Raw genomic sequence first — 21345 nt, forward strand, 5'->3', positions numbered from 1 at the left:
CCGTCACACATCTGTTTCCGAGCAATGAGAGACACCTGAGAGAATGGCCCCATGGCCCTTGATCGTCCTCGCGTGCTCTCCGGAATCCAGCCCACCGCAGGCTCGTTCCACCTCGGCAACTACCTTGGCGCGGTCCGCCAGTGGGTGGCGCTGCAGGAGTCCCACGACGCTTTCTACATGGTGGTGGACCTGCACGCGATCACGGTGCCGCAGGACCCGGCCGAACTGCGTGCCAACACCCGGCTCGCCGCCGCCCAGCTCCTCGCCGCCGGGCTCGACCCGGAGCGCTGCACGCTCTTCGTCCAGAGCCACGTCCCCGAGCACGCCCAGCTCGGCTGGGTCATGAACTGCCTCACGGGGTTCGGCGAGGCGTCGCGCATGACGCAGTTCAAGGACAAGGCGGCCAAGCAGGGTGCGGACCGCGCCTCCGTGGGCCTCTTCACGTACCCCGTGCTCCAGGTCGCGGACATCCTGCTCTACCAGGCCAACCAGGTCCCGGTCGGCGAGGACCAGCGCCAGCACATCGAGCTGACCCGCGACCTCGCTGAGCGTTTCAACGGCCGGTTCGGCGAGACGTTCACCGTCCCGGCGGCGTACATCCTCAAGGAGACGGCGAAGATCTTCGACCTTCAGGACCCGTCGATCAAGATGAGCAAGTCGGCGTCCACCCCCAAGGGCCTGATCAACCTCCTCGACGAGCCCAAGGCCACCGCCAAGAAGGTCAAGAGCGCGGTCACCGACACCGACACGGTCGTGCGCTACGACACCGCGGAGAAGCCGGGCGTCAGCAACCTCCTCAGCATCTACTCGACGCTCACCGGCGCCGGTATCCCGGAACTGGAGCAGAAGTACGCCGGCAAGGGCTACGGTGCGCTGAAGACCGACCTCGCCGAGGTCATGGTCGACTTCGTGACCCCCTTCCGGGACCGCACCCAGGCCTATCTGGACGACCCGGAGACGCTCGACTCGATCCTGGCCAAGGGCGCGGAGAAGGCACGCGCCGTCGCCGCGGAGACCCTCGCCCAGGCGTACGACAAGGTGGGCCTGCTGCCCGCCAAGCACTGAGCCACACAGCCCCCTGCACCACGCCAGGTACAGCAGCGCCCTCTGCCCGCCACCCGACCGACAGGAGTACGACGTGGGGACCGTAACGATCGGTGTGTCGATCGCGGTCCCGGAGCCTCACGGCAGCCTGCTCCAGGAGCGGCGCGCGGGCTTCGGGGACCCCGCGGCACACGGCATCCCCACCCACGTCACGCTGCTGCCGCCGACCGAGGTGGACGCCTCGGCGCTGCCCGCGGTCGAGGCGCACCTGGGGGCCGTCGCGGCCGCCGGGCGCCCCTTCCCGATGCGGCTCTCCGGTACGGGCACGTTCCGCCCGCTGTCACCCGTGGTCTTCGTCCAGGTGGTGTCGGGCGGCGCGGCCTGCGGCTGGCTGCAGGAGCGGGTGCGGGACGCGTCCGGGCCCATGGCGCGCGAGCTGCAGTTCCCGTACCACCCGCACGTCACCGTGGCGCACGGCATCTCCGAAGAGGCCATGGACCGGGCGTACGCGGAGCTCTCGGAGTACCAGGCCGAGTGGCCCTGCACCGGCTTCGCGCTCTATGAGCAGGGCGCCGACGGAGTGTGGCGCAAGCTGCGGGAGTTCGCCTTCGGTGGCGGCGGCCCGCTCGTGCCTCCGCAGGCCTCGGCCCCGGCCGCGCACGGGACGCTGCCCGCCCGCTGACCGCCGCCCCGGAGAGCTCACACCGCAGGCCTCACACCGGAAGCCGGCGGAACACCGCCCTGGGGGCGTGCCGCAGCGCGGACATGACCACCCGCAGCGCCCCGGGCACCCACACCGTCTCCGAGCGCCGCCGCAGGCCCGTCTCGATGGCCGCCGCGACCGCGTCCGGAGTGGTCGCCATGGGGGCCTCCTCCAGGCCGGCCGTCATCTTGGAGCGTACGAAGCCGGGGCGCACGACCATCACGTGCACCCCCGTGCCGTGCAGTGCGTCACCCAGGCCCTGGGCGAAGGCGTCGAGGCCCGCCTTGCTGGACCCGTAGATGAAGTTCGACCGGCGTGCGCGCTCGCCCGCGACCGACGAGAGCACCACCAGGGAGCCGTGGCCCTGGGCCTGCAGCGACCGCGCGCACACCAGGCCGGCCGATACGGCGCCGGTGTAGTTCGTCTGCGCGACACGCACCGCGGACAGCGGCTCGTCCTCGTCGCGTGCCTGGTCGCCGAGGATGCCGAAGGCGAGAAGCACCATGTCGATGTCGCCCTCGGTGAAGATCTTGCCGAGCGTCGCCTCGTGGGACTCCGAGTCGAGCGCGTCGAAGGCGACGGTGCGGACGTCCGCACCCATGTCGCGCAGGCCCGCGGCGGCCTTCTCCAGGCCCGGGGACGGCCGCCCGGCCAGCCATACGGTGCGGGTGCGCCGCGCGACCAGACGGCGGGCCGTGGCGAGGCCGATCTCGGAGGTGCCGCCGAGTACGAGCAGGGACTGGGGGGTGCCGAAGGCGTCCTTCATGGGGCCAACTCCTGGAGGGGCTAGAGGGCGAGGCGTCGCGAGAGGTCCGAGCGGAACAGGCCGCGTGGGTCGAGGTCGGCCCGCAGGGCGCGGAAGTCGTCGAGCCGCGGATACATCGCGGCGAGCATCTCCGGCCGCAGGCGGGAGTCCTTGGCCAGGTAGACGCGGCCGTCGGCGGCGGCGACCTCCTCGTCGAGTTCGTCGAGGAAGGCGCCGAGGCCCGGCAGGTTCGCCGGGATGTCCAGGGCGAGGGTCCAGCCGGGCATCGGGAAGGAGAGCCAGCCCGGATCGCCCTCTCCGAAGCGCTTCAGTACGGCGAGGAAGGAGGGGCAGCCGCGCTCGGAGATGCGCCGCACGATGCGCCGCAGGGACTCCTCCTTGCCGTACCCGACGACGAATTGGTACTGCACGAAGCCGCCGCGGCCGTACACGCGGTTCCAGTGCGGGACGCCGTCCAGGGGGTGGAAGAACGTCGACATCTTCTGCAGTTCGCCCACCCGGCTGCGGGGCGCCTTGCGGTACCAGAGCTCATTGAAGAGGCCCACTGACTTGCGGCCGAGCAGCCCTTCGGGCAGGAAGCGCGGGGCGGGCGGCAGTTGGCCGGGGCGGAACGCCAACGGGGCTCTACGCGCGCGTGCCGGGAGGGCGTCCAGGGGAGCGTGGTCGCCGCGTGTGAGCACCGAGCGGCCCATCGACGCCCCGCGCGCGAGGAGGTCGATCCAGGCCACGGAGTAGCGATAGCGGTGGTCGGTGGCGGTGAGGCGGGCCATCAGGTCGTCCAGGTCGGTGGCGCGCTCCGTGTCCACCGTCATCAACGACGTCTCGACCGGCTGCAGTTGCAGCGTCGCGGCGAGGATCAGGCCGGTCAGGCCCATGCCGCCCGCCGTCGCGTCGAAGAGGGCGCTGCCGCGCTCGACCGCCTGCACCGAGCCGTCGGCGGTGAGCAGTTCCACGGCCATCACATGGCGCGAGAACGATCCGGACCCGTGGTGGTTCTTGCCGTGGATGTCCGCGCCGATCGCGCCGCCGACGGTCACATAGCGGGTCCCCGGGGTGACCGGTACGAACCAGCCGAGCGGCAGCAGGACTTCCATCAGGCGGTGCAGGGAGACCCCGGCGTCGCACAGGACGGTGCCCGCGTCGGCGTCGATGGCGTGCACGCGGTCCATGCCGGTCATGTCGATGACGGCGCCGCCCGCGTTCTGCGCGGCGTCCCCGTAGGCCCGCCCGAGGCCCCTGGCGATGCCGCCACGCTCCCCGCACGCATCGAGGGCGGCTACGGCCTCCTCGGGCGAACGGGGGCGGATCAGGCGGGCCGTGGAGGGTGCGGTGCGCCCCCAGCCCGACACGGACACGGTCGGCGCGATCGCGGAGTCGGCGGGCGGCGGAGCGGAGTCGGCAGGCATAGGCGTGACCGTATCGTCCGAGCAAGGGCAGTTTGCCCATATTCGTCCGAGCTCTCACCGAAATGGGTGATTGATGGAGTGTCGTCCTATATTGGCGTAAATATTGAGAGGTCGCCTAGAAGAGTCGGAGCTCAGGTCCTTGAAGTCCCCGGAGAGGGAGGCCCCATGCACGACATGGACCACCGGCTGCTGTCGGCCCTGCGCGACTGCGGCTCCGACGCGCGCGTGGCCGCCGCCGCACGGGCCCTGTCCTGGACCGGCGAGCACGGCGCCCTGTGGATCGCCGCGGGGCTCGCGGGCGCCGCGGTCGACCGTGAGCGGCGCGGCGCGTGGCTGCGCGCCACGGCGCTGACCGCCGGGGCGCACCTGGCGAGCATGGGCCTCAAGCGCGTCGTACGGCGTCCGCGCCCCGGCGGTGACCCGGGCACGCAGCCCCTCGTCAGGACCGCGGGACGGCACTCCTTCCCCAGCTCGCACGCCACTTCGGCCGCCGCGGCCACCGTCGCGTACGGCGCGCTGAGTCCCGTCGGAGCGCGCGTCGTGCCGCCGCTCGCCGCCGCGATGTGCGTCTCGCGGATGATCGTCGGCGTCCACTACCCGAGCGACGTGGTCGCCGGAGCCGCCCTCGGGGCCCTCACCGCGCGCATGGGCTCCGCCTGGATGAACGGGGGCCGCGCGCATGGCTGACCGCACCGCCGCCCTGCTCGAACGCCCCCAGCCGCCCCGGCCGCCCGGCACGGGCTCCGTCACGGCCCTGCCGCTCGGCCTCCTGAAGACCGCGCGCCCCCGCCAGTGGGTGAAGAACGTCCTGGTCGTCGCGGCCCCCGCCGCCGCGGGCGAGCTCTTCTCGCGCCACTCGCTGATCCAACTCGTCGTGGTGTTCGCCCTGTTCACGGCCGCCGCGTCCGCCGTCTACCTCATCAACGACGCACGCGACGCCGAGGCCGACCGCGCCCACCCCACCAAGTGCCGCAGGCCGGTCGCCGCCGGTCAGGTGCCGGTGACGCTCGCGTACGCGGTCGGCGGGCTGCTCGCCGTGCTCGCGCCGGTCGCCGCCGCCGCGTTCTGCACGCCCCTGACCGCGGGCCTGCTCGCCGCCTACGTAGTGATGCAACTGGCCTACTGCGTCAGCCTCAAGCACATCCTCGTCGTCGATCTCGCCGTCGTCACCACGGGATTCCTGATGCGGGCGATGATCGGGGGACTGGCCCTCGACATCCCGCTCTCACGCTGGTTCCTGATCACCACGGGCTTCGGCGCGCTCTTCATGGTCTCCGCCAAGCGCTACTCCGAAGCCGTGCAGATGTCCGGAAAAGCGGGCGCCACGCGCGCGTTGCTCACCGAATACACCACCGGCTACCTCCGTTTCGTGTGGCAGCTGGCCGCCGGTGTCGCCGTCCTCGCGTACTGCCTGTGGGCCATGGAGAGCGGCGGCACCGCCAACGGCAGCCTGCTGCCCTGGCGGCAGCTGTCGATGGCCGCCTTCGTCCTCGCCGTCCTGCGGTACGCCGTCTTCGCCGACCGGGGCACGGCCGGCGAACCCGAGGACGTCGTCCTGCGCGACCGTGCCCTTGCCGTCATCGGTCTGGTGTGGATCGCCATGTACGGCCTAGCGGTCGCCGACTGGTGAGCGCCCTCAGGCAGCGGCTACGGGCCATGGGCCCCGAACTGCTCGGCTTCGCCACCGTCGGGATCTGCGCGTACGCCGTCGACCTCGGCCTCTTCGTCTGGCTGCGCGGGCCCGTCGGTCTCGACCCACTGACCGCCAAGGCGCTCTCGTTCGTGGCCGGTTGCACGGTCGCGTACGCGGGCAACGCGCTCGGCACCTACCGGCGGCGCGAGGGGGCCGCAGTGGCGCGAGCCTCGCGTCTTCGCCAGTACGGCATCTTCTTCGCCGTCAACATCGCGGGCGCCCTCGTGCAGTTGCTCTGTATCGCGGTGTCCCACTACGGCCTCGGCCTCACCTCACAGCGCGCGGACACCGTCTCCGGAGCGGGCGTCGGCATGGCACTCGCCACCGTCCTGCGTTTCTGGGGTACCCGGACCTTGGTCTTCCGCACAACGGGCAGGGAGGCATCATGGACTGGCTGAAGAAACTCCCCGGCATCGGGCCCCTGGTGGAGCGCCTGATGCGCACGCACGCGTGGAGCGCGTACGAGCGGCTCGACAGCGTGCACTGGACCCGTCTCGCGGCCGCGATGACGTTCATCAGCTTCCTGGCGCTCTTCCCGCTGATCACCGTAGCCGCAGCGGTCGCCGCCGCGACCCTCTCCAAGAGCCGGCAGAACAAGCTCGAGGACACCATCTCGAAGCAGGTCCCCGGCATCTCCGACCAGCTGAACCTGGACGCCCTGGTCGCCAACGCCGGCACCGTAGGGCTCATCGCGGGCGCCCTGCTGCTCTTCACCGGCATCGGGTGGGTCGGCTCGATAAGGGAGTGCCTGCGGGTCGTCTGGGAGCTGGAGGACACCGACGAGAACCCCGTCATGCGCAAGGTCAAGGACGCCGGGGTGCTCATCGGTCTCGGCGGCGCCGGGCTCGCGTCCGTGGCCGCCTCGACCCTCGCCTCGATCGCCGTCGGCTGGAGCGCCGATCTCTTCGGGATCTCCGAGGACGGCTGGGGCGGTGTGCTGCTCCAGGCGATCGCGTTCGCCATCGCCGTCCTCGCGGACTTCCTGCTCCTGCTCTACGTCCTGACCCTGCTGCCCGGCGTGCAGCCGCCGCGCCGCCACCTGATCACCGCCGGCCTGATCGGCGCCGCCGGGTTCGAGCTGCTCAAGCTGCTGCTCGGCGGCTACATGAAGGGCGTCGCCGCGAAGAGCATGTACGGCGCCTTCGGAGTGCCCGTCGCACTGCTCCTGTGGATCAACTTCACCGCGAAGCTCCTGCTGTTCTGCGCCGCCTGGACGGCGACGCGGAAGCAGGCACGTACAGAGGCACGTACAGAAGAAGAAGCCGACGTCAGGGGCGGTTCTTCCGGCGCGACAGGTCAAGCGGCAGCCGGCGGTTGAGCACGAACCACCCGGCGGCGATGAGCGCGAGAACGCCGCCCGCGACCCCGAGTGCGATGCCGACGCCGCTGCCCGACCCCTTGTCGGAGGCGTGCGCCACGTTCTTGGACGCGTCCGACCCGCCCTTGCCCGCCGCACCGGGAGCGCCCTTGCCGCTGCCCGTACCGGCACTCTTCGGAGCGACCAGTTCACCCACGGGCTCGACCTTGCCGGATGCCTTGAAGCCCCAGTCCAGGAGACGCTCGGTTTCCTTGTAGACGGCGAACTGCTCTCCCGAGTCGGGGTTCATCACCGTCACGAGCAGCACCTTGCCGTTGCGCTCGGCGACACCGGTGAAGGTGTTGCCCGCGTTCGTGGTGCTGCCGTTCTTGACGCCCGCGATGCCTTTGTAGGGGGCGATACCGACGTCCCCCGTAAGGAGTCGGTTGGTGTTCTGGATCTCGAAGGACTCGCGCTTCTTCTTGCCCTTGTCCTTGCCCTTCGTGACCTTCTTGGTCTCGCCGGGGAACTTGGCGGTGGCCGTCGAGCAGTACTCGCGGAAGTCCTTCTTCTGCAGCCCCGAGCGGGCGAACAGCGTCAGGTCGTACGCCGAGGAGACCTGACCCTTCTCGTCATAGCCGTCCGGACTGACCACGTGCGTGTCCAGGGCCTGCAGCTCGTCGGCGTGCGACTGCATGTCCTTGACGGTCTGCGGGACACCGCCGTTCATCGCCGACAGGACGTGCACCGCGTCGTTGCCCGACTTCAGGAAGACGCCGAGCCACAGGTCGTGGACCGTGTAGGTCTCGTTCTCCTTGATGCCGACCATGCTGCTGCCCGCGCCGATGCCCGCCATGTCGGAGAGCTCGACCTTGTGCTTCTGGGTCTTGGGGAACTTCGGCAGGACCGTGTCCGCGAAGAGCATCTTCAGTGTGCTCGCGGGGGCGAGCCGCCAGTGCGAGTTGTGCGAGGCGAGCACCTCGCCCGTCTCGGCGTCCGACACCATCCAGGAGCGCGCCGACAGGTCCTTGGGGAGGACGGGAGCGCCGTCCTTGAGGCTCACCTGGGTGCCCGGCTTGCCGAGCTTGGCGCCGCCCACCGTCGACATCGAAGCCGGGGGCTTGGGCTTCTTGTCGCCCCCCGGTTTGTCGTCCGCCCACGCGGGAGCCGTGGTCGACATGGTCAGCAATGCGGCGGAAGTGACCAACAAGGCGGTCTTTTTTACGGCAGGCACGGACGAGAACGTACAGGGCGCCGCTGTGGAAGTCGCCGCCGAGGTCGGCTGTGTCCCGGGCGGCCCGGACTCCCCACCCCGGCGGCGATACGGAAGGGAGGCTCGCGATACTGAACGTATGAAGCTCAGCCGCCCGGTCTCCTGGTTCCTGCTCGCCTTCGGCGTGTGGAGCTGGTTCATCTGGATCACTTTCGTCAAGAACCTGTGGAAGGACGGCAGCGGGCTCGCCTTCGATGACGCAGGCGACCCCACCGCGTACTTCTGGGTGCACCTGACGCTCGCCGTCGCCTCCTTTGTCTTGGGGACGGTGGTAGGGGCCATCGGGTTGCGCGGAGTGCGTGCTCTGCGCCGTACGTCATAGCTGATACGTCGTAGCTGATCGGTCACTTCGAGCACTGCTGAGGGGCGCGCAACCGTGGTCATCCTGTTCGTGCTGGCCGGTATCGCCGCGCTCGCGGCCCTGGTCGCCATGCAGTGGTACGCGTGGCGGCGCCTGGTGCGGGACACCACGTCCCGGCCCGGGATCGCCCGGCGCGCGGGCGCCGTGGTCTTCGTGGCGGGGCCGCTGCTGATGTTCGCCGCGGTCGCCAGTGAGCGGGCGGGGGCGCCGTTCTGGCTGCAGCAGATGCTGGCCTGGCCGGGCTTCATGTGGATGGCGCTGTCGATCTATCTCGTGCTCGCGCTTCTTGCCGGTGAGCTCGTACGGCCCTTCTTCTTGCGGCGTGGTGCGAAAGCCGGCTCTACGGAGGACGCCGTCCAGCCGGAGGAGGAGGCCCCTGCCCGGCCGGCGGAAACCACCGCCTCCGCTCCGGTGGCGACAGGGCCGACCGCCCCCTCCCGCCGTCTCTTCGTCTCCCGCATCGTCGGCGGGACTGCCGCGGCCGTCGCCGTCGGGACGGTCGGCCACGGAACGTACGGCGTCCTGCGCGGCCCTCGCGTGAAGCGCGTCACCGTGCCGCTCGCCAAGCTGCCGCGCGGGGCGCACGGGTTCCGGATCGCGGTGGTCAGCGACGTGCACCTGGGGCCGATTCTCGGCCGCGGCTTCACCCAGCGCGTGGTCGACACGATCAACGGCACCCAGCCCGACCTCATCGCGGTCGTCGGCGACCTGGTCGACGGCAGCGTCGAGGACCTCGGCCCGGCAGCCGCGCCGCTCGCGCAGCTCCGGGCACGGCACGGGACGTACTTCGTGACCGGCAACCACGAGTACTTCTCCGGAGCCGAGCAGTGGGTCGATCACGTACGCGAACTCGGCATGCGCCCCCTGGAGAACGCCCGCACCGAGCTGCCGGCCTTCGACCTCGCGGGCGTGGACGACGTGGCGGGCGAGAGTGAGGGGCACGGGCCCGACTTCGCCAAGGCGCTCGGCGACCGGGACCGCTCGCGGGCGTCCGTGCTCCTGGCCCACCAGCCGGTCGTCATCCATGACGCCGTCAAGCACGGCGTCGACCTCCAGCTCTCCGGGCACACGCACGGCGGACAGCTGTGGCCAGGCAATTTCATCGCCGACCTGGCGAACCCGACGCTCGCCGGACTTGAGCGGTACGGCGACACGCAGCTGTACGTGACGCGTGGCGCGGGTGCGTGGGGACCGCCGGTGCGGGTAGGGGCGCCGTCCGACGTCACGGTCGTCGAACTGGCTTCCCGCCAGGCGTGATCGTGCGTTGGTTCGATGTGCTGGGCCCTGGCCGGATACAGCCGGGCCTTAAGGTGACGGTGTGACACCGACCATGACCACTGCGCAGCATTAAGTGTCGGAAGTGTGTGCGCTTGCTGGCGCTTTGGTGTGCCACTGTGGTGTGGCATAGGGGGGAACGTTGTTGCGACGTCAGGCTTTCCGGCTGCCACCGCATCCGGCTTCCGTCTCGCTCGCGCGGCTCCGCGTCCATGATCATCTCGCCGCGTGGGGGCACAAGGAGGAGAGTGCGGCGCTGCACGACGCCGTGCTGCTCGTGTCGGAGCTGGTGACGAACGCGGTGTGCCACGGTCCCGCCTTCGACCGGGAGTTCGAGGTGGCCATCACGGTTCTGGCGGACGGCGACTGCTTCATAGAGGTCTCCGACGAGAGCCCTGCGAGCCCGGAGTTGCGGGAAGCGGGGCCTTTGGAGGAGAGCGGCCGCGGTCTGCGGCTGCTCGACGCGCTGGCGGAGGCGTGGGGCGTCTGGCAGCGCGGGCGGCACGGGAAGACGGTGTGGGCGCTGGTACGGGCCTGAGACGCCCCCTGAGCCCCCTCACGCCCCTCGCCTCCGCTCGCCCCTCGCCTCCGTACCACCCGGGAGGGCCTCACCCCCGTCAACCAGCCGCTCGCGCAGGCAAGGTGACCGTCACCGTGAGTCCCGCCCCCGGCTCCGTCTCCACCCCCACCTCACCGCCGTGCGCCGCGACGACCCCCTGCACGATCGCCATCCCCAGCCCGCTGCCCGCGCCCCCGCCCGCGCGGAAGAACCGGTCGAACACGCGCGCCGCGTCCTCCTTGGCGAGGCCCGGCCCCCGGTCGGCCACGCGCAGCCGCACCACCCCGTCCTGCCGCTCCACGCCCAGCGTGACCGGCGGAGTTGCGCCGTGCGGCCCGCGCGGCGCACCACGTACGTCGTCTCGTCCAGCTCCAGGTCGCCGTAGCGCAGCGGCGGGCGCTGGGGGAGGACGTCGCCCGCCCTGGTGCGGCGCAGGACCGCCCCGATGCGGGCGATCACCTCGTCGATGTTGAACGGCTTGGTGATGTAGTCGTCGCCGAGGCCGAGCGCACCCACGACTTCCGCGGGCGCGTCCCGCGCGGTCACGAAGAGCAGCGCCGAATCGGGCCACCGGGCGCGGAGTTCACCGGCCAGGGCGCGGCCGTCGCCGTCCGGCAGCATCACGTCGAGGAGCGCCACGTCGGGCCGGGTGCGCCCGGCGAGGGCGAGCGCCTCGCGCACGGTGCCCGCCACCATCACGTCGAAGCGGTGGTAGCGCAGGGCGATGGCGAGCACGTCGGCGATGCTCGGCTCGTCCTCGACGACGAGCACGGTGGCACCGGCGCCCGTACCGCCCGGACCGCCTGTACCGCCTGTACCGCCCATACCGCCCGTACCGCGCGGTCCGGTCCCCACTCCGACATCTGTTCCCTGCTGGCCTTCGGCGTGGCTCATGACCTCAGTATCGGCGCGGGCGTTGTACGAAGACCCGGTCCGTGCCTTGGAGTTACTTGAGAATCATGGCCGCTTCGCGCCGCCGGCGCGCGGTGCCGCCGATGCTGAGGCACCTGAAAGCACGGACCCGGGGGACCTGACGACGCGGAGGAGGAATGGATCGTGGCGGCATTGGCGCGGTGGTGCTATCGGCACCGTCTGGTGGTCCTTGTGCTGTGGGTGGGAGCCCTGTTCGGCCTGGGGGCAGCGGGGACCTCCGCGGGTACCGACTATTCGAATGTGTTCTCCCTGCCGGACACGGACTCCAAGCGCGCGTACGAGCTCATGACGCAGGCCTTCCCGGAGAGCTCCGGAGACACCGACACGGTCGTCTGGCGCGTCGACGAGGGCGCTTCGGCGCGTGACGAGGACGTACGTTCCCGTATCGAGCCCGCGCTCAAGGAGATCGCCGGCATGCAGGGCGTCGGCGAGGTCGCGGGCCCCTACGCCTCCAAGGGGGCAGGGGCGGCGCAGGTCAGCGAGGATGGGCGCATCGCCTACGCCCAGGTGACCTTCGCCGAGGAGGCGAACTCGGTCCCCAAGGAACTCGTCCAGGACGTCGTGGACACGGCCCAGAACGCCGAACGGCCCGGCCTCCAGGTCGAGCTGGGCGGCCAGGCGATCACTCGCACCCAGGAGCCGCCCACGGGCATCGCCGAAATGGTCGGCATCGGGGCCGCCGCCGTCGTCCTCTTCCTGGCTTTCGGATCGCTCTTCGCGATGGTCCTGCCGATCGTGATCGCCGTCTTCGGAGTGGGCCTCGGCATGCTCTCGACGATGCTGCTCAGCCACGTCACGGACATCCCCGAAGTGGCGCCGCTGCTCGGCTCGTTGATCGGCCTGGGCGTCGGCATCGACTACGCGCTCTTCATCGTCACCCGGCACCGGCGCGGCATCCTGCGCGGCATGGAGCCCGAGGAGTCCGCGGTGCAGGCCCTGAACACCTCGGGCCGCGCGGTGCTCTTCGCGGGCGGCACGGTGTGCATCGCGCTCGCCGGGATGCTGGTGATGAACATGCGCTTCCTGGACGGCGTGGTGATCGCCGCCTCCCTCACGGTGGTCCTGAGCGTCCTCGCGGCCATCACGCTGCTGCCCTCGCTCCTCGGGCTGCTCGGCCCCCGGGTGCTCAGCCGCAGGCAGCGACGCCGCCTCGCCACCACGGGACCGGAGCCCGCCGAGGCGAGCGGACTCGCGGCGCGCTGGTCCTCGTACGTCCAGAAGCGGCCGCGTTCGATCGCGGCGCTCGCCCTCGTGGTGATGGCCTTCCTCGCCCTGCCGCTGCTCTCCTTGCGGCTCGGCGCGACCGATCAGGGCAACCACCAGGAGTCGACGACGACCCGGCAGGCGTACGACATGCTGGCCGAGGGCTTCGGTCCGGGATTCAACGGTCCACTGCAAGTAGTGGCCGAGGAGACCGACACGGGGAACCTGGTGGCGACCATCCGCGCTACGGAGGGCGTCGCGAGGGTGGCGGCCGCCCCGCCGTCGGACGGCATCTCGGTCATCACCGTCGTCCCGACCACATCTCCCCAGTCCGAGGAGACGGACCAACTCATCGACCGTCTACGGGGAGACGTGATTCCGGAAGCGGGAGTCGAGGCCCACGTAGGCGGCGTCACCGCCATCTTCAAGGACTTCGCCGCGGTGACCGGTGACCGACTGCCCTACTTCGTAGGAGCGATCATCGCGCTCGGCTTCCTCTTGCTGCTGGTCGCGTTCCGCTCCCTCGTGGTGCCGCTGACCGCGGCCCTGATGAACCTCATCGCGGCGGCGGCCTCCTTCGGCGTACTGGTGGCGGTCTTCCAGTGGGGCTGGGGCACGGAGGTCCTCGGCATCGGCAAGGAGGGCCCCATCACCGCCTTCCTGCCGGTCATCATGCTGTCGCTGCTCTTCGGGCTCTCGATGGACTACCAGGTGTTCCTGGTGAGCCGCATGCACGAGGAATGGGTGCACACGAAGGACAACGCACGAGCGGTTCGCGTCGGCCTGGCGGAGACGAGCAGGGTCATCAACTGCGCGGCCCTGATCATGATCTGCGTCTTCTCCGCGTTCGTCCTGAGCGGCGACATGGAGGGCGCGATGGCGGGCATCGGTCTGGCCGCGGCGGTGGCCCTGGACGCGTTCATCCTGCGCACGGCCCTGGTCCCGGCCGCCATGCATCTGCTCGGCCGCTCCAACTGGTGGCTTCCCGCGGGCCTGGAGAAGCGCCTGCCGCACTTGGCGGTGGAGCCGCGGGAGGAGCCCGAGTCGCCGCCCGAAGGGCCGGTGAGGGCGGCACCCGTGCCCCACGCGCGCGTGGGGGAGCGGAACGCCTCGCGCGGCGGCGCCTCCGTGGTGCACGGTTTCATCCGCACCGTGGAGGGCGACCCGGTGGAGGGCGCGGTCCTGACCCTCCTCTCCAAGGGCGGCCGCCAGCTGGACCGGGTCGCGTCCTTGGCCGACGGTTCCTACATCGTCGCGGCCCCGTCGTCCGGCGCGTACCTGCTGGCCGTCACGGCTCCCGGCCACGCGGCCCGCGCGCGGCACGTCGTGGTCACGGACGAACCGCTCGTGTACGACGTGGAGCTGGCGCAGGGCGACTTGGACACGGTCAACTAGTCCAGCTGCCCAGGTCAGGCCGCCCGGACCCTCGGCAGCCCGGTCACCGACATCACCAGGGAGTAGAGCGAGGTCGTCGCCGTGATGAAGAGACGGTTGTTCTTCGGCCCGCCGAAAGCGATGTTGGATACGGCCTCGGGGACGGTGAGCCGCCCGATGAGGGTGCCGTCGGGGTCGTAGCAGTGCACCCCGTCGTGGAAGGCGGCTGCCCACAGCCGGCCTTCGTCGTCGAAGCGGATGTTGTCGAAGCCGGAGTCCTTGGCCTCGGCGAAGACGGCGCCGTCCGAGAGGGTCCCGTCATCGCGTACGTCGAAGACGCGGATCGCGGCGGCACGGGTGTCCGAGACGTACAACTGCCGCTCGTCCGGCGAGAAGACGAGCCCGTTCGGCCCCTCGAAGCCGTCGGCGACGCGCCGCACGTCACCGGTCACGGGGTCGATCCGGTAGACGTTGCACCCACCGATCTCGGGGTCCGCGCGGAACCCTTCGTAGTCGCTGGTGATCCCGAAGTCAGGGTCGGAGAACCAGACCGACCCATCCGAACGGACCACGGCGTCGTTCGGGCTGTTGAACCGCTTGCCTTCGAAGCGGTCGGCAAGGACGGTGACGTGGCCGTCGTGCTCGGTGCGGGTCACACGCCGGTTGCCCTGTTCGCAGCAGATCAACCGGCCTTCGCGGTCGAGGGTGTTGCCGTTCACGTACCCGGCGGACGACCGGAAGACCCCGACGGCGCCCGTCGCCTCGTCCCAGCGCAGCAGCCGGTCGTTGGGAATGTCGCTCCACACGAGCTGCCGCCAGGCGGGCAGGTAGAGCGGCCCTTCGGCCCACCGGCAGTCGTCGTGGAGCACTTCCAGCTTGGCGTCCCCGTTGGCGCATCGCCCCGTGCGGAAACGCTCGTCCAGAACCTCGTACGACGTCGGGACTTTCTGGAAGGACATGGCGACCCCTGACTCAGACATCAACTGAACATCATTCGTTAGTGTGACGATATTGCAGTACGAGGTATGGTGCTCGTCAAGAGCGCAACAAGAGTTCAAGAGGTACTGAACGGACGGCGGGATCACAGCTGATGGACGACACCGACCGCGAACTGCTGGCACTGCTGCAGGAGGACGCCGCCCAGCCGTACGCCACCCTGGGCAAAGCGGTGGGACTCTCGGCGGGCGCGACGCATGAGCGAGTACGGAAGCTGCGCGAGCGCGGGGTGATCCGCCGCACGACGGTCGAGGTGGACCCGGCGGCCGTGGGCCGCGGAGTGCTGGCCTTCGTCATGGTCGACTCGACGGCCTGGATGGGGGACCGCGCCGCGGACTTCGCGGCGATCCCGGAGATCCAGGAGGCGCACGTCATCGCGGGCGCGGCAAGCGTCCTGGTGAAGGTCCGCACGGGGACGACGGAGCAACTCCAGGACGTGCTGCGGCGGTTGTACGCGATTGACGGGGTGAGCGGGACGCAGGCGACGGTGTCCCTGGAGACGTTCTTCGAGAGGCCGGTAGCGCCGGGGCCGGCCTGAGACCCGCCCGCCCGCGTCCCCGCGTCCCCGCGCCCCCGCCCGCCGACTAACTCCGCGCCAGCTCGGGCCGCTTGCGGTAGTCGGTGAACCCCACGACGTTCCCCCACGGATCGGCGATCTCCACGGTCCACCCCGTGGCCACGGAGAAGGGCGGCGCGAGCGCCTCGACCCCGCCGGCCTCCAGCGCCCGCCCGGTGGCCCGCGCGTCCCGCACCTCCAGCCACACCCGGGGCGTGGCCCAGGCGGAGGGCCGGTGCTCGACCCCTTCCTCCACCCGCAGCAAGATCCCGGGCGTCTCCTTGCCCACCTTCAGGATCGCGAGCCCGACCTCGTCGATCCGGTGGGTCACCGGAAAACCGGCACGCTCGTAGAAGTCGACGGCCTCGTCGAGGCGGCCGACCGGAAACACGATGTTGTCGAAGCCGAGCAGTTCGGACGAGTTCTCGTCCACCGAAGGCTGGTCAGCTGACAGGCCGACCGACTGGTTGTCTGACATTCCGTCAGGGTAAGTCGATCGGCACGAAATCGGCCGTAATGTCGCTGTTCAACCGCCACATGGCCGGATGCGTCACCCGGCCGGGGTGCTCAGCGGTTGATCGCCTGGATCTCCTGGACCTCGACGTCCTGGGTCCCGTCGAACGTGCCGTTCGGAAGGTCCCCGCCTGCGCCGCCGCTGCCTTGCCAGGTGATCTCCCAGGTGACGGACGCCTTCAGCTGGAACGGTTTGCCGCCGGTGGCGCGCTGGTACGCGATGCCGCACGGCGGGTCCTCCTTGGAGGAGCCCTTCGTGTACGGGGTGCCGATGCTGCCGTCTTCGTTGACCTTGCACTCGCCGGAGGCGGGGAAGGTCCGCGCGTCCGCGGTTCCCGGCTCCAGGTGCAGGCTGACCGGCTTGGCCGTGGTCTCCGCCCAGACATCTGTGCCGGGCAGTTCGGCGCGGACCCTGACGTCCTCGAACGTGCCCTTGTCCAGCCAGACCCAGGTGGGCAGATTCACCGTCGACCTGCCTTCGGGCTTCAGCTCGACCTCGGTGTCCGGGACCTTGACCTTGTCGTACGCGTACGAGGCGAGGATCTTGGGTGTGGGAGCGTTGGCGATCTTCGGCAGGGCGCCGGCATCCTGCCAGAAGAGGATTTCCTGGCAGTTGTACGCCTCCGTGTCGTCCTCCATGTCCGGATTGACGACACCGCGCCAGAACTTGCCGTCCTTGCCGAGGTTGAAGTTCTTGTAGGCCTTGATGCCGGCGCTCGGCGACTTGCCCTTCTCGAAGGTGTCCACCATCAACTGCTCGCCCCAGCTGAGCGAGGGCGTGACGGGGACGAGGTTCTCGTTGGGGGTCTTCTTGAGCTGGTCCGTCGCGGCCTTCACCTGCTCGGACGTCGCCACGGGCTCGTACCAGCAGGCCGGGGGCTTCCAGTTCGGGTCCACCGGGGCGAGGCCCTTGCCGGACGTGCCCGACTTGCCACCGGAGACCTGCTCGACCGTCACGCTCGTGGCGGTGGCACCGGCGGTGAGCGAGTTGCCGGAGGCGCCACCGGATGGGCCGGGAGGCTGGTGGTCATTGTCCTCGCCGAAGGCATGTGCGGTCGTCGGCCAGGCACCCAGGGCGAACACCGCCGCGGTGAGCACGGGCAGAGCCCTCTTCAGTGGCCTCATCACTTGTCGCACCCGCCGCGCACCGTCTGGAGCGAGACGGTGCTCCAGACTCCCTCGGACGTCTTCTTCAGCGTCGTGCGGTACTGGAGGACGGGGTTCACATCGTCGGGTGTGCCCGTCTTCTCCTTGGTCTTGCGGTCCAGGGTGTAGCCCTTGCTCTCGTCCACGCAGTAGAAGAGCACGCCACCACCGGTGTCGGAGATGCTCACCTGCGGATTGAAGACCCTGGCCTTGCCGACCAGGTCGTGGTTGTTGTCCACGTACCCCTTGATGTACGTCCTGGACGTAGTGAGGGCCTGCTGCGAGGTGTAGAAGCTCACGGCCTTGGCCTGCGGGTCCGCGTCGATGATGGCCAAGTACTCAGCCTTGAGGCGTTCCTTGCCGTCATCCAGGATCGCCTGCTTCTTCGGGTCGCTGTCCCGCCACCCGGCGAAGTCGGCCTGGAACGAGTCCGGCAGCTCCACCTCCGGCCGCTCCGCCCCTCCCGGCTTCGCCGAAGGGCTCGCGGAAGTCTTCGAACTCCCGCCCCCGGCCCCCTCGATCTTGTCGGGCGAGGAGTCGTCGTCGCCCCCTCCCGATCCACACGCGGTCAACAGCAGGGCCGCGGACGCGGTGAGTGCGGCCGTCAGGAGCCGGATGGGGCGGCGGTTCACTTAGGACTCTCCCGTGGGGTGGTGAGGGCGTAACACAAGCGAACACACGCTATCCGTGGGGCTCCTGGGAACGCACATGGGCCCCGTCCCCGGTGCGAAACCGGGAGCGGGGCCCACGTCAGCGTGCGGCTGGCGGCGTGATCAGAACCGCCGAGTGATCAACGCCCGCTTCACTTCCTGGATTGCCTTCGTGACCTCGATGCCACGCGGGCACGCGTCCGTGCAGTTGAACGTCGTGCGGCAGCGCCACACGCCGTCCTTGTCGTTCAGGATCTCCAGGCGCTGCTCGCCCGCCTCGTCACGCGAGTCGAAGATGAAGCGGTGCGCGTTCACGATCGCCGCCGGGCCGAAGTACTGGCCGTCGTTCCAGAAGACCGGGCACGACGACGTGCACGCCGCGCACAGGATGCACTTCGTCGTGTCGTCGAAGCGCTCGCGGTCCTCCGGCGACTGCAGACGCTCGCGCGTCGGCTCGTTGCCCGTCGTGACCAGGAACGGCATGACGTCGCGGTACGCCTGGAAGAACGGGTCCATGTCGACGACCAGGTCCTTCAGGACCGTCAGACCCTTGATGGCCTCGACCGTGATCGGCTTGGCCGGGTTGAGGTCCTTGATCAGGGTCTTGCAGGCCAGGCGGTTGCGGCCGTTGATGCGCATGGCATCAGAGCCGCAGATGCCGTGGGCGCAGGAGCGGCGGAAGGTCAGCGTCCCGTCCAGCTCCCACTTGATCTTGTGGAGGGCGTCGAGGACACGCTCCTTGGGGTCGATCTCCACCTGGAAGTCTTCCCAGGTCGCGTCCGCCGAGATCTCCGGGTTGTAGCGGCGGATACGGAAGGTCGCCGTGATGTACGGGGAGTCGGCGAAGCCGGCCTCGGGCTTGGCGTCTTCCTTGTCGAGGGTCGGAGTTGCCATCAGTACTTACGCTCCATCGGCTGGTAGCGGGTCTGCACGACCGGCTTGTAGTCGAGCCGGATCGACTCGGCGCCGTCGTCGCCTACCTCGCGGTACGCCATGGTGTGGCGCATGAAGTTGACGTCGTCGCGGTTCGGGAAGTCCTCGCGGTAGTGACCGCCGCGCGACTCCTTGCGGGCCAGGGCCGACTGCGCCATGACCTCGGCCAGGTCGAGCAGGTTGCCCAGCTCGACGGCCTCCAGGAGGTCGGTGTTGAAGCGCCGGCCCTTGTCCTGGATCGAGACGTTGAGGTAGCGCTCGCGGAGTTCCGCGATCTTCTCCACCGCCGTCTTGATCGTCTGCTCCGTACGGAACACCATGACGTTGGCGTCCATGGTCTCCTGCAGCTCCTTGCGGAGCTCGGCGACCCGCTCGTTGCCCGTGGCGTCGCGCAGGCGCTCGACCTGGGTGACGACGAGCTCCTCGGCGTTCTCGGGGAGTTCGACGAAGTCGTGCTTCGCCGAGTACTCCGCGGCGGCGACGCCCGCGCGCTTGCCGAAGACGTTGATGTCCAGGAGCGAGTTGGTGCCCAGGCGGTTGGCGCCGTGCACGGAGACACAGGCGACCTCGCCCGCCGCGTACAGGCCCGGGACGACCGTGGTGTTGTCCGCGAGGACCTCACCCTCGACGTTCGTCGGGATGCCGCCCATGGCGTAGTGCGCGGTCGGCTGGATCGGGATCGGGTCCGTGTAGGGCTCGATGCCGAGGTACGTGCGCGCGAACTCCGTGATGTCCGGGAGCTTGGCGTCCAGCTGCTCCGGCGGGAGGTGCGTCAGGTCGAGGTACACGTGGTCGCCCTCGGGACCGCAGCCGCGGCCCTCCCGGATCTCCGTGTAGATCGAACGCGAGACGACGTCACGGGACGCGAGGTCCTTCATGACCGGCGCGTACTTCTCCATGAAGCGCTCGCCATCCTTGTTACGGAGGATGCCGCCCTCACCGCGGGCGCCTTCCGTCAGAAGGATGCCCATGCGCCAGATGCCGGTCGGGTGGAACTGGAAGAACTCCATGTCCTCCAGCGGCAGACCGCGGCGGTAGCAGGCCGCCTGGCCGTCGCCCGTCAGCGTGTGCGCGTTCGACGTCACCTTGAAGAACTTGCCGGTGCCGCCGGAGGCGTAGATGACGGCCTTCGCCTGGAAGATGTGGATCTCGCCGGTCGCCAGTTCGTAGGCGACGACGCCCGCGCTCTTCTTGACCCCGTCGACCTCGACGATGAGCTGGTCGAGGACGTAGAACTCGTTGAAGAACTCCACGCCCTCCTTGATGCAGTTCTGGTACAGCGTCTGGAGGATCATGTGGCCGGTGCGGTCGCCCGAGTAGCAGGCACGGCGGACCGGGGCCTCGCCGTGGTTGCGGGAGTGACCGCCGAAACGGCGCTGGTCGATCTCACCCTTGGGCGTACGGCCGAAGGGCAGGCCCATCTTCTCCAGGTCGAGGACCGCGTCGATGGCCTCCTTCGCCAGGATCTCGGCGGCGTCCTGGTCGACCAGGTAGTCGCCGCCCTTGATCGTGTCGAAGGTGTGCCACTCCCAGTTGTCCTCCTCCACGTTGGCGAGCGCGGCGGCCATGCCGCCCTGCGCCGCGCCCGTGTGGGAGCGGGTCGGGTAGAGCTTCGTCAGGACCGCGGTCCGGCTGCGCTTCGTCGCCTCGATGGCCGCGCGCATGCCCGCGCCGCCGGCGCCGACGATGACAGTGTCGTACTTGTGAATCTTCACTGGGTTCGCCTCGGCTTTAGCGGATGTTCGGGTCGAAGGTGAAGATCACCAGCGTGCCCAGAAGGATGGTGAACACCGTGGCGGTGTACAGCAGGCCCTTGAGCCACAGGCGCGTGTTGGCGCGCTCCGCGTAGTCGTTGATGACCGTGCGCAGGCCGTTGGCCCCGTGCAGCATCGCGAGCCACAGCATCAGCAGGTCCCAGACCTGCCAGAACGGCGAGGCCCAGCGACCGGCGACGAACGCGAAGCCGATCTTGCTCACGCCGCCGTCGAGCACCAGCTGGATCAGCAGGTGGCCGATGACAAGGACGACGAGGACGACGCCGGACAGGCGCATGAAGAGCCATGCGGCCATCTCGAAGTTGCCGCGGGTCGAGCGCGGGGTCTTGGAGGTGCGCTTGCGCGGTGCCTCGATGAGGGGGGCCGGGTTGTCGGCGTCGTAGAGCGAAGCGCCTTCGACGGGACCCACTCCGGACCCGCCGGACTTCTCGAGCGTGGTGTCGGACATGTCTGGCGTCAGCTCCCGAAGACTTCGCGGACGGCGTGGCCGAGGACCGGGTAGAGCGCCCCCACCATCAGGACGATCCAGATACCCATGACGGTCCAGAGCATCTGCTTCTGGAAGCGCGGGCCCTTCGACCAGAAGTCGACGGCGATGACACGCAGGCCGTTCAGCGCGTGGAAGAGGATGGCGGCGACCAGGCCGTACTCAAGGAGTGCGACGAGGGGCGTCTTGTAAGTGCTGACGACATCGTCGTACGCCTCCGGGGAGACGCGGACGAGAGCGGTGTCCAGCACATGCACGAACAGGAAGAAGAAGATGAGGACGCCGGTGACTCGGTGAGCCACCCAGGACCACATTCCTTCCCGGCCGCGGTACAGCGTTCCAGCCGGCACGGCAGAACCCTCCGGGAGCGGGGATTGGGGCCAGCCGGCTTGGGCGGTCGGA

At 69.7% G+C, this 21345-nt stretch carries 23 protein-coding genes and 1 pseudogene; 11 read left to right on the plus strand and 13 right to left on the minus strand.

All coding sequences use genetic code 11. The features are described 5' to 3' along the window. Positions 1-51 precede the first annotated feature (51 nt). Positions 52-1065, plus strand: a complete 1014-nt coding sequence (gene trpS / locus ACIBCK_RS27195) for a tryptophan--tRNA ligase (protein WP_399394351.1) — start codon at positions 52-54, stop codon at positions 1063-1065. A gap of 73 nt (positions 1066-1138) precedes the next feature. Beyond that, complete coding sequence (locus tag ACIBCK_RS27200) at positions 1139-1726, plus strand: 2'-5' RNA ligase family protein (protein WP_399394352.1); 588 nt, start codon at positions 1139-1141, stop codon at positions 1724-1726. A 31-nt stretch (positions 1727-1757) separates the two neighbouring features. Here ACIBCK_RS27200 and ACIBCK_RS27205 read toward each other — a convergent pair whose 3' ends face one another. Further along, positions 1758-2513, minus strand: a complete 756-nt coding sequence (locus ACIBCK_RS27205; protein ID WP_399394354.1) for a decaprenylphospho-beta-D-erythro-pentofuranosid-2-ulose 2-reductase — start codon at positions 2511-2513, stop codon at positions 1758-1760. Positions 2514-2533: 20 nt separating this feature from the next. Next, positions 2534-3919 (minus strand): FAD-binding protein, encoded by a 1386-nt coding sequence (locus ACIBCK_RS27210; protein WP_399394356.1) that lies wholly within the window; start codon positions 3917-3919, stop codon positions 2534-2536. 165 nt (positions 3920-4084) lie between these two features. Between ACIBCK_RS27210 and ACIBCK_RS27215 the strand changes: the two genes are divergently transcribed. From ACIBCK_RS27215 to ACIBCK_RS27230, 4 genes are read left to right on the plus strand one after another with little or no spacing between them, the layout of a single operon-like run. Next, positions 4085-4606 carry a phosphatase PAP2 family protein gene (locus ACIBCK_RS27215; protein ID WP_399394357.1) on the plus strand — a complete coding sequence of 174 codons (522 nt, stop codon included), beginning with the start codon at positions 4085-4087 and terminating at the stop codon, positions 4604-4606. Continuing rightward, positions 4599-5549, plus strand: coding sequence for a decaprenyl-phosphate phosphoribosyltransferase (locus tag ACIBCK_RS27220; RefSeq protein WP_399394359.1), 951 nt, complete (start codon positions 4599-4601; stop codon positions 5547-5549). Before ACIBCK_RS27215 ends, ACIBCK_RS27220 begins: the two co-directional genes overlap by 8 nt. A gap of 26 nt (positions 5550-5575) precedes the next feature. Further along, positions 5576-6010, plus strand: coding sequence for a GtrA family protein (locus ACIBCK_RS27225; protein WP_399394626.1), 435 nt, complete (start codon positions 5576-5578; stop codon positions 6008-6010). Further along, positions 5998-6930, plus strand: coding sequence for a YihY/virulence factor BrkB family protein (locus ACIBCK_RS27230; RefSeq protein WP_399394361.1), 933 nt, complete (start codon positions 5998-6000; stop codon positions 6928-6930). The genes ACIBCK_RS27225 and ACIBCK_RS27230 overlap by 13 nt, the downstream gene beginning before the upstream one ends. Here the strand turns inward: ACIBCK_RS27230 and ACIBCK_RS27235 are convergent. Continuing rightward, positions 6881-8143, minus strand: a complete 1263-nt coding sequence (locus tag ACIBCK_RS27235) for a D-alanyl-D-alanine carboxypeptidase family protein (RefSeq protein ID WP_399394363.1) — start codon at positions 8141-8143, stop codon at positions 6881-6883. The genes ACIBCK_RS27230 and ACIBCK_RS27235 overlap by 50 nt on opposite strands. Before the next feature lie 118 nt (positions 8144-8261). On the opposite strand from ACIBCK_RS27235, the gene ACIBCK_RS27240 reads away from it, so the two are divergent. From ACIBCK_RS27240 to ACIBCK_RS27250, 3 genes are all read left to right on the plus strand, one after another. Beyond that, the gene (locus tag ACIBCK_RS27240) at positions 8262-8504 is read left to right on the plus strand and encodes an SCO4848 family membrane protein (RefSeq protein WP_160506782.1); all 243 of its coding nucleotides are present in this window, start codon (positions 8262-8264) and stop codon (positions 8502-8504) included. 54 nt (positions 8505-8558) lie between these two features. After that, complete coding sequence (locus ACIBCK_RS27245; RefSeq protein ID WP_399394365.1) at positions 8559-9800, plus strand: metallophosphoesterase; 1242 nt, start codon at positions 8559-8561, stop codon at positions 9798-9800. A gap of 160 nt (positions 9801-9960) precedes the next feature. Next, positions 9961-10356 carry an ATP-binding protein gene (locus ACIBCK_RS27250; RefSeq protein WP_399394367.1) on the plus strand — a complete coding sequence of 132 codons (396 nt, stop codon included), beginning with the start codon at positions 9961-9963 and terminating at the stop codon, positions 10354-10356. Between the two features lie 79 nt (positions 10357-10435). Here the strand turns inward: ACIBCK_RS27250 and ACIBCK_RS27255 are convergent, their stop codons facing one another. Then, positions 10436-10678, minus strand: a complete 243-nt coding sequence (locus tag ACIBCK_RS27255) for a sensor histidine kinase (protein ID WP_399394368.1) — start codon at positions 10676-10678, stop codon at positions 10436-10438. Next, positions 10678-11202 (minus strand): annotated as a pseudogene (locus tag ACIBCK_RS27260) (response regulator transcription factor); the annotation flags it as partial. The pseudogene ACIBCK_RS27260 and the gene ACIBCK_RS27255, both read right to left, overlap by 1 nt. Before the next feature lie 240 nt (positions 11203-11442). Between ACIBCK_RS27260 and ACIBCK_RS27265 the strand changes: the two are divergent. Further along, positions 11443-13908, plus strand: coding sequence for an MMPL family transporter (locus tag ACIBCK_RS27265; protein ID WP_399394627.1), 2466 nt, complete (start codon positions 11443-11445; stop codon positions 13906-13908). A gap of 14 nt (positions 13909-13922) precedes the next feature. On the opposite strand, the gene ACIBCK_RS27270 is transcribed toward ACIBCK_RS27265, so the two are convergent. Beyond that, a complete protein-coding gene (locus tag ACIBCK_RS27270; RefSeq protein WP_399394370.1) occupies positions 13923-14846 on the minus strand; it encodes an SMP-30/gluconolactonase/LRE family protein in 924 nt (307 codons plus the stop codon). A 131-nt stretch (positions 14847-14977) separates the two neighbouring features. Here ACIBCK_RS27270 and ACIBCK_RS27275 point away from each other — a divergent pair, with 131 nt between their 5' ends. Continuing rightward, complete coding sequence (locus ACIBCK_RS27275; RefSeq protein WP_399394371.1) at positions 14978-15421, plus strand: Lrp/AsnC family transcriptional regulator; 444 nt, start codon at positions 14978-14980, stop codon at positions 15419-15421. Positions 15422-15467: 46 nt separating this feature from the next. Here the strand turns inward: ACIBCK_RS27275 and ACIBCK_RS27280 are convergent, their stop codons facing one another. The 7 genes from ACIBCK_RS27280 to sdhC all read right to left on the minus strand — a co-directional run bounded on the left by ACIBCK_RS27280 (position 15468) and on the right by sdhC (position 21293). Beyond that, positions 15468-15917, minus strand: coding sequence for a VOC family protein (locus ACIBCK_RS27280; RefSeq protein ID WP_399394373.1), 450 nt, complete (start codon positions 15915-15917; stop codon positions 15468-15470). Positions 15918-16006: 89 nt separating this feature from the next. Continuing rightward, entirely contained in the window at positions 16007-17077 is a 1071-nt protein-coding gene (locus tag ACIBCK_RS27285) for a hypothetical protein (RefSeq protein ID WP_399394375.1), read from the minus strand. After that, entirely contained in the window at positions 17077-17730 is a 654-nt protein-coding gene (locus ACIBCK_RS27290; RefSeq protein WP_399394377.1) for a hypothetical protein, read from the minus strand. Before ACIBCK_RS27290 ends, ACIBCK_RS27285 begins: the two co-directional genes overlap by 1 nt. Before the next feature lie 141 nt (positions 17731-17871). Continuing rightward, a complete protein-coding gene (locus ACIBCK_RS27295; protein ID WP_399394379.1) occupies positions 17872-18642 on the minus strand; it encodes a succinate dehydrogenase iron-sulfur subunit in 771 nt (256 codons plus the stop codon). After that, positions 18642-20396: a succinate dehydrogenase flavoprotein subunit gene (gene sdhA, locus ACIBCK_RS27300; RefSeq protein WP_399394381.1), complete on the minus strand. Its 1755-nt coding sequence runs from the start codon at positions 20394-20396 to the stop codon at positions 18642-18644. Before sdhA ends, ACIBCK_RS27295 begins: the two co-directional genes overlap by 1 nt. 16 nt (positions 20397-20412) lie before the next feature. Further along, complete coding sequence (locus ACIBCK_RS27305) at positions 20413-20904, minus strand: succinate dehydrogenase hydrophobic membrane anchor subunit (protein ID WP_399394383.1); 492 nt, start codon at positions 20902-20904, stop codon at positions 20413-20415. A gap of 8 nt (positions 20905-20912) precedes the next feature. Beyond that, complete coding sequence (gene sdhC / locus ACIBCK_RS27310; protein WP_160506796.1) at positions 20913-21293, minus strand: succinate dehydrogenase, cytochrome b556 subunit; 381 nt, start codon at positions 21291-21293, stop codon at positions 20913-20915. Positions 21294-21345: the final 52 nt, after the last annotated feature.

The sequence above is a fragment of the Streptomyces sp. NPDC051218 genome, assembly GCF_044455475.1.
GTDB lineage: Bacteria > Actinomycetota > Actinomycetes > Streptomycetales > Streptomycetaceae > Streptomyces.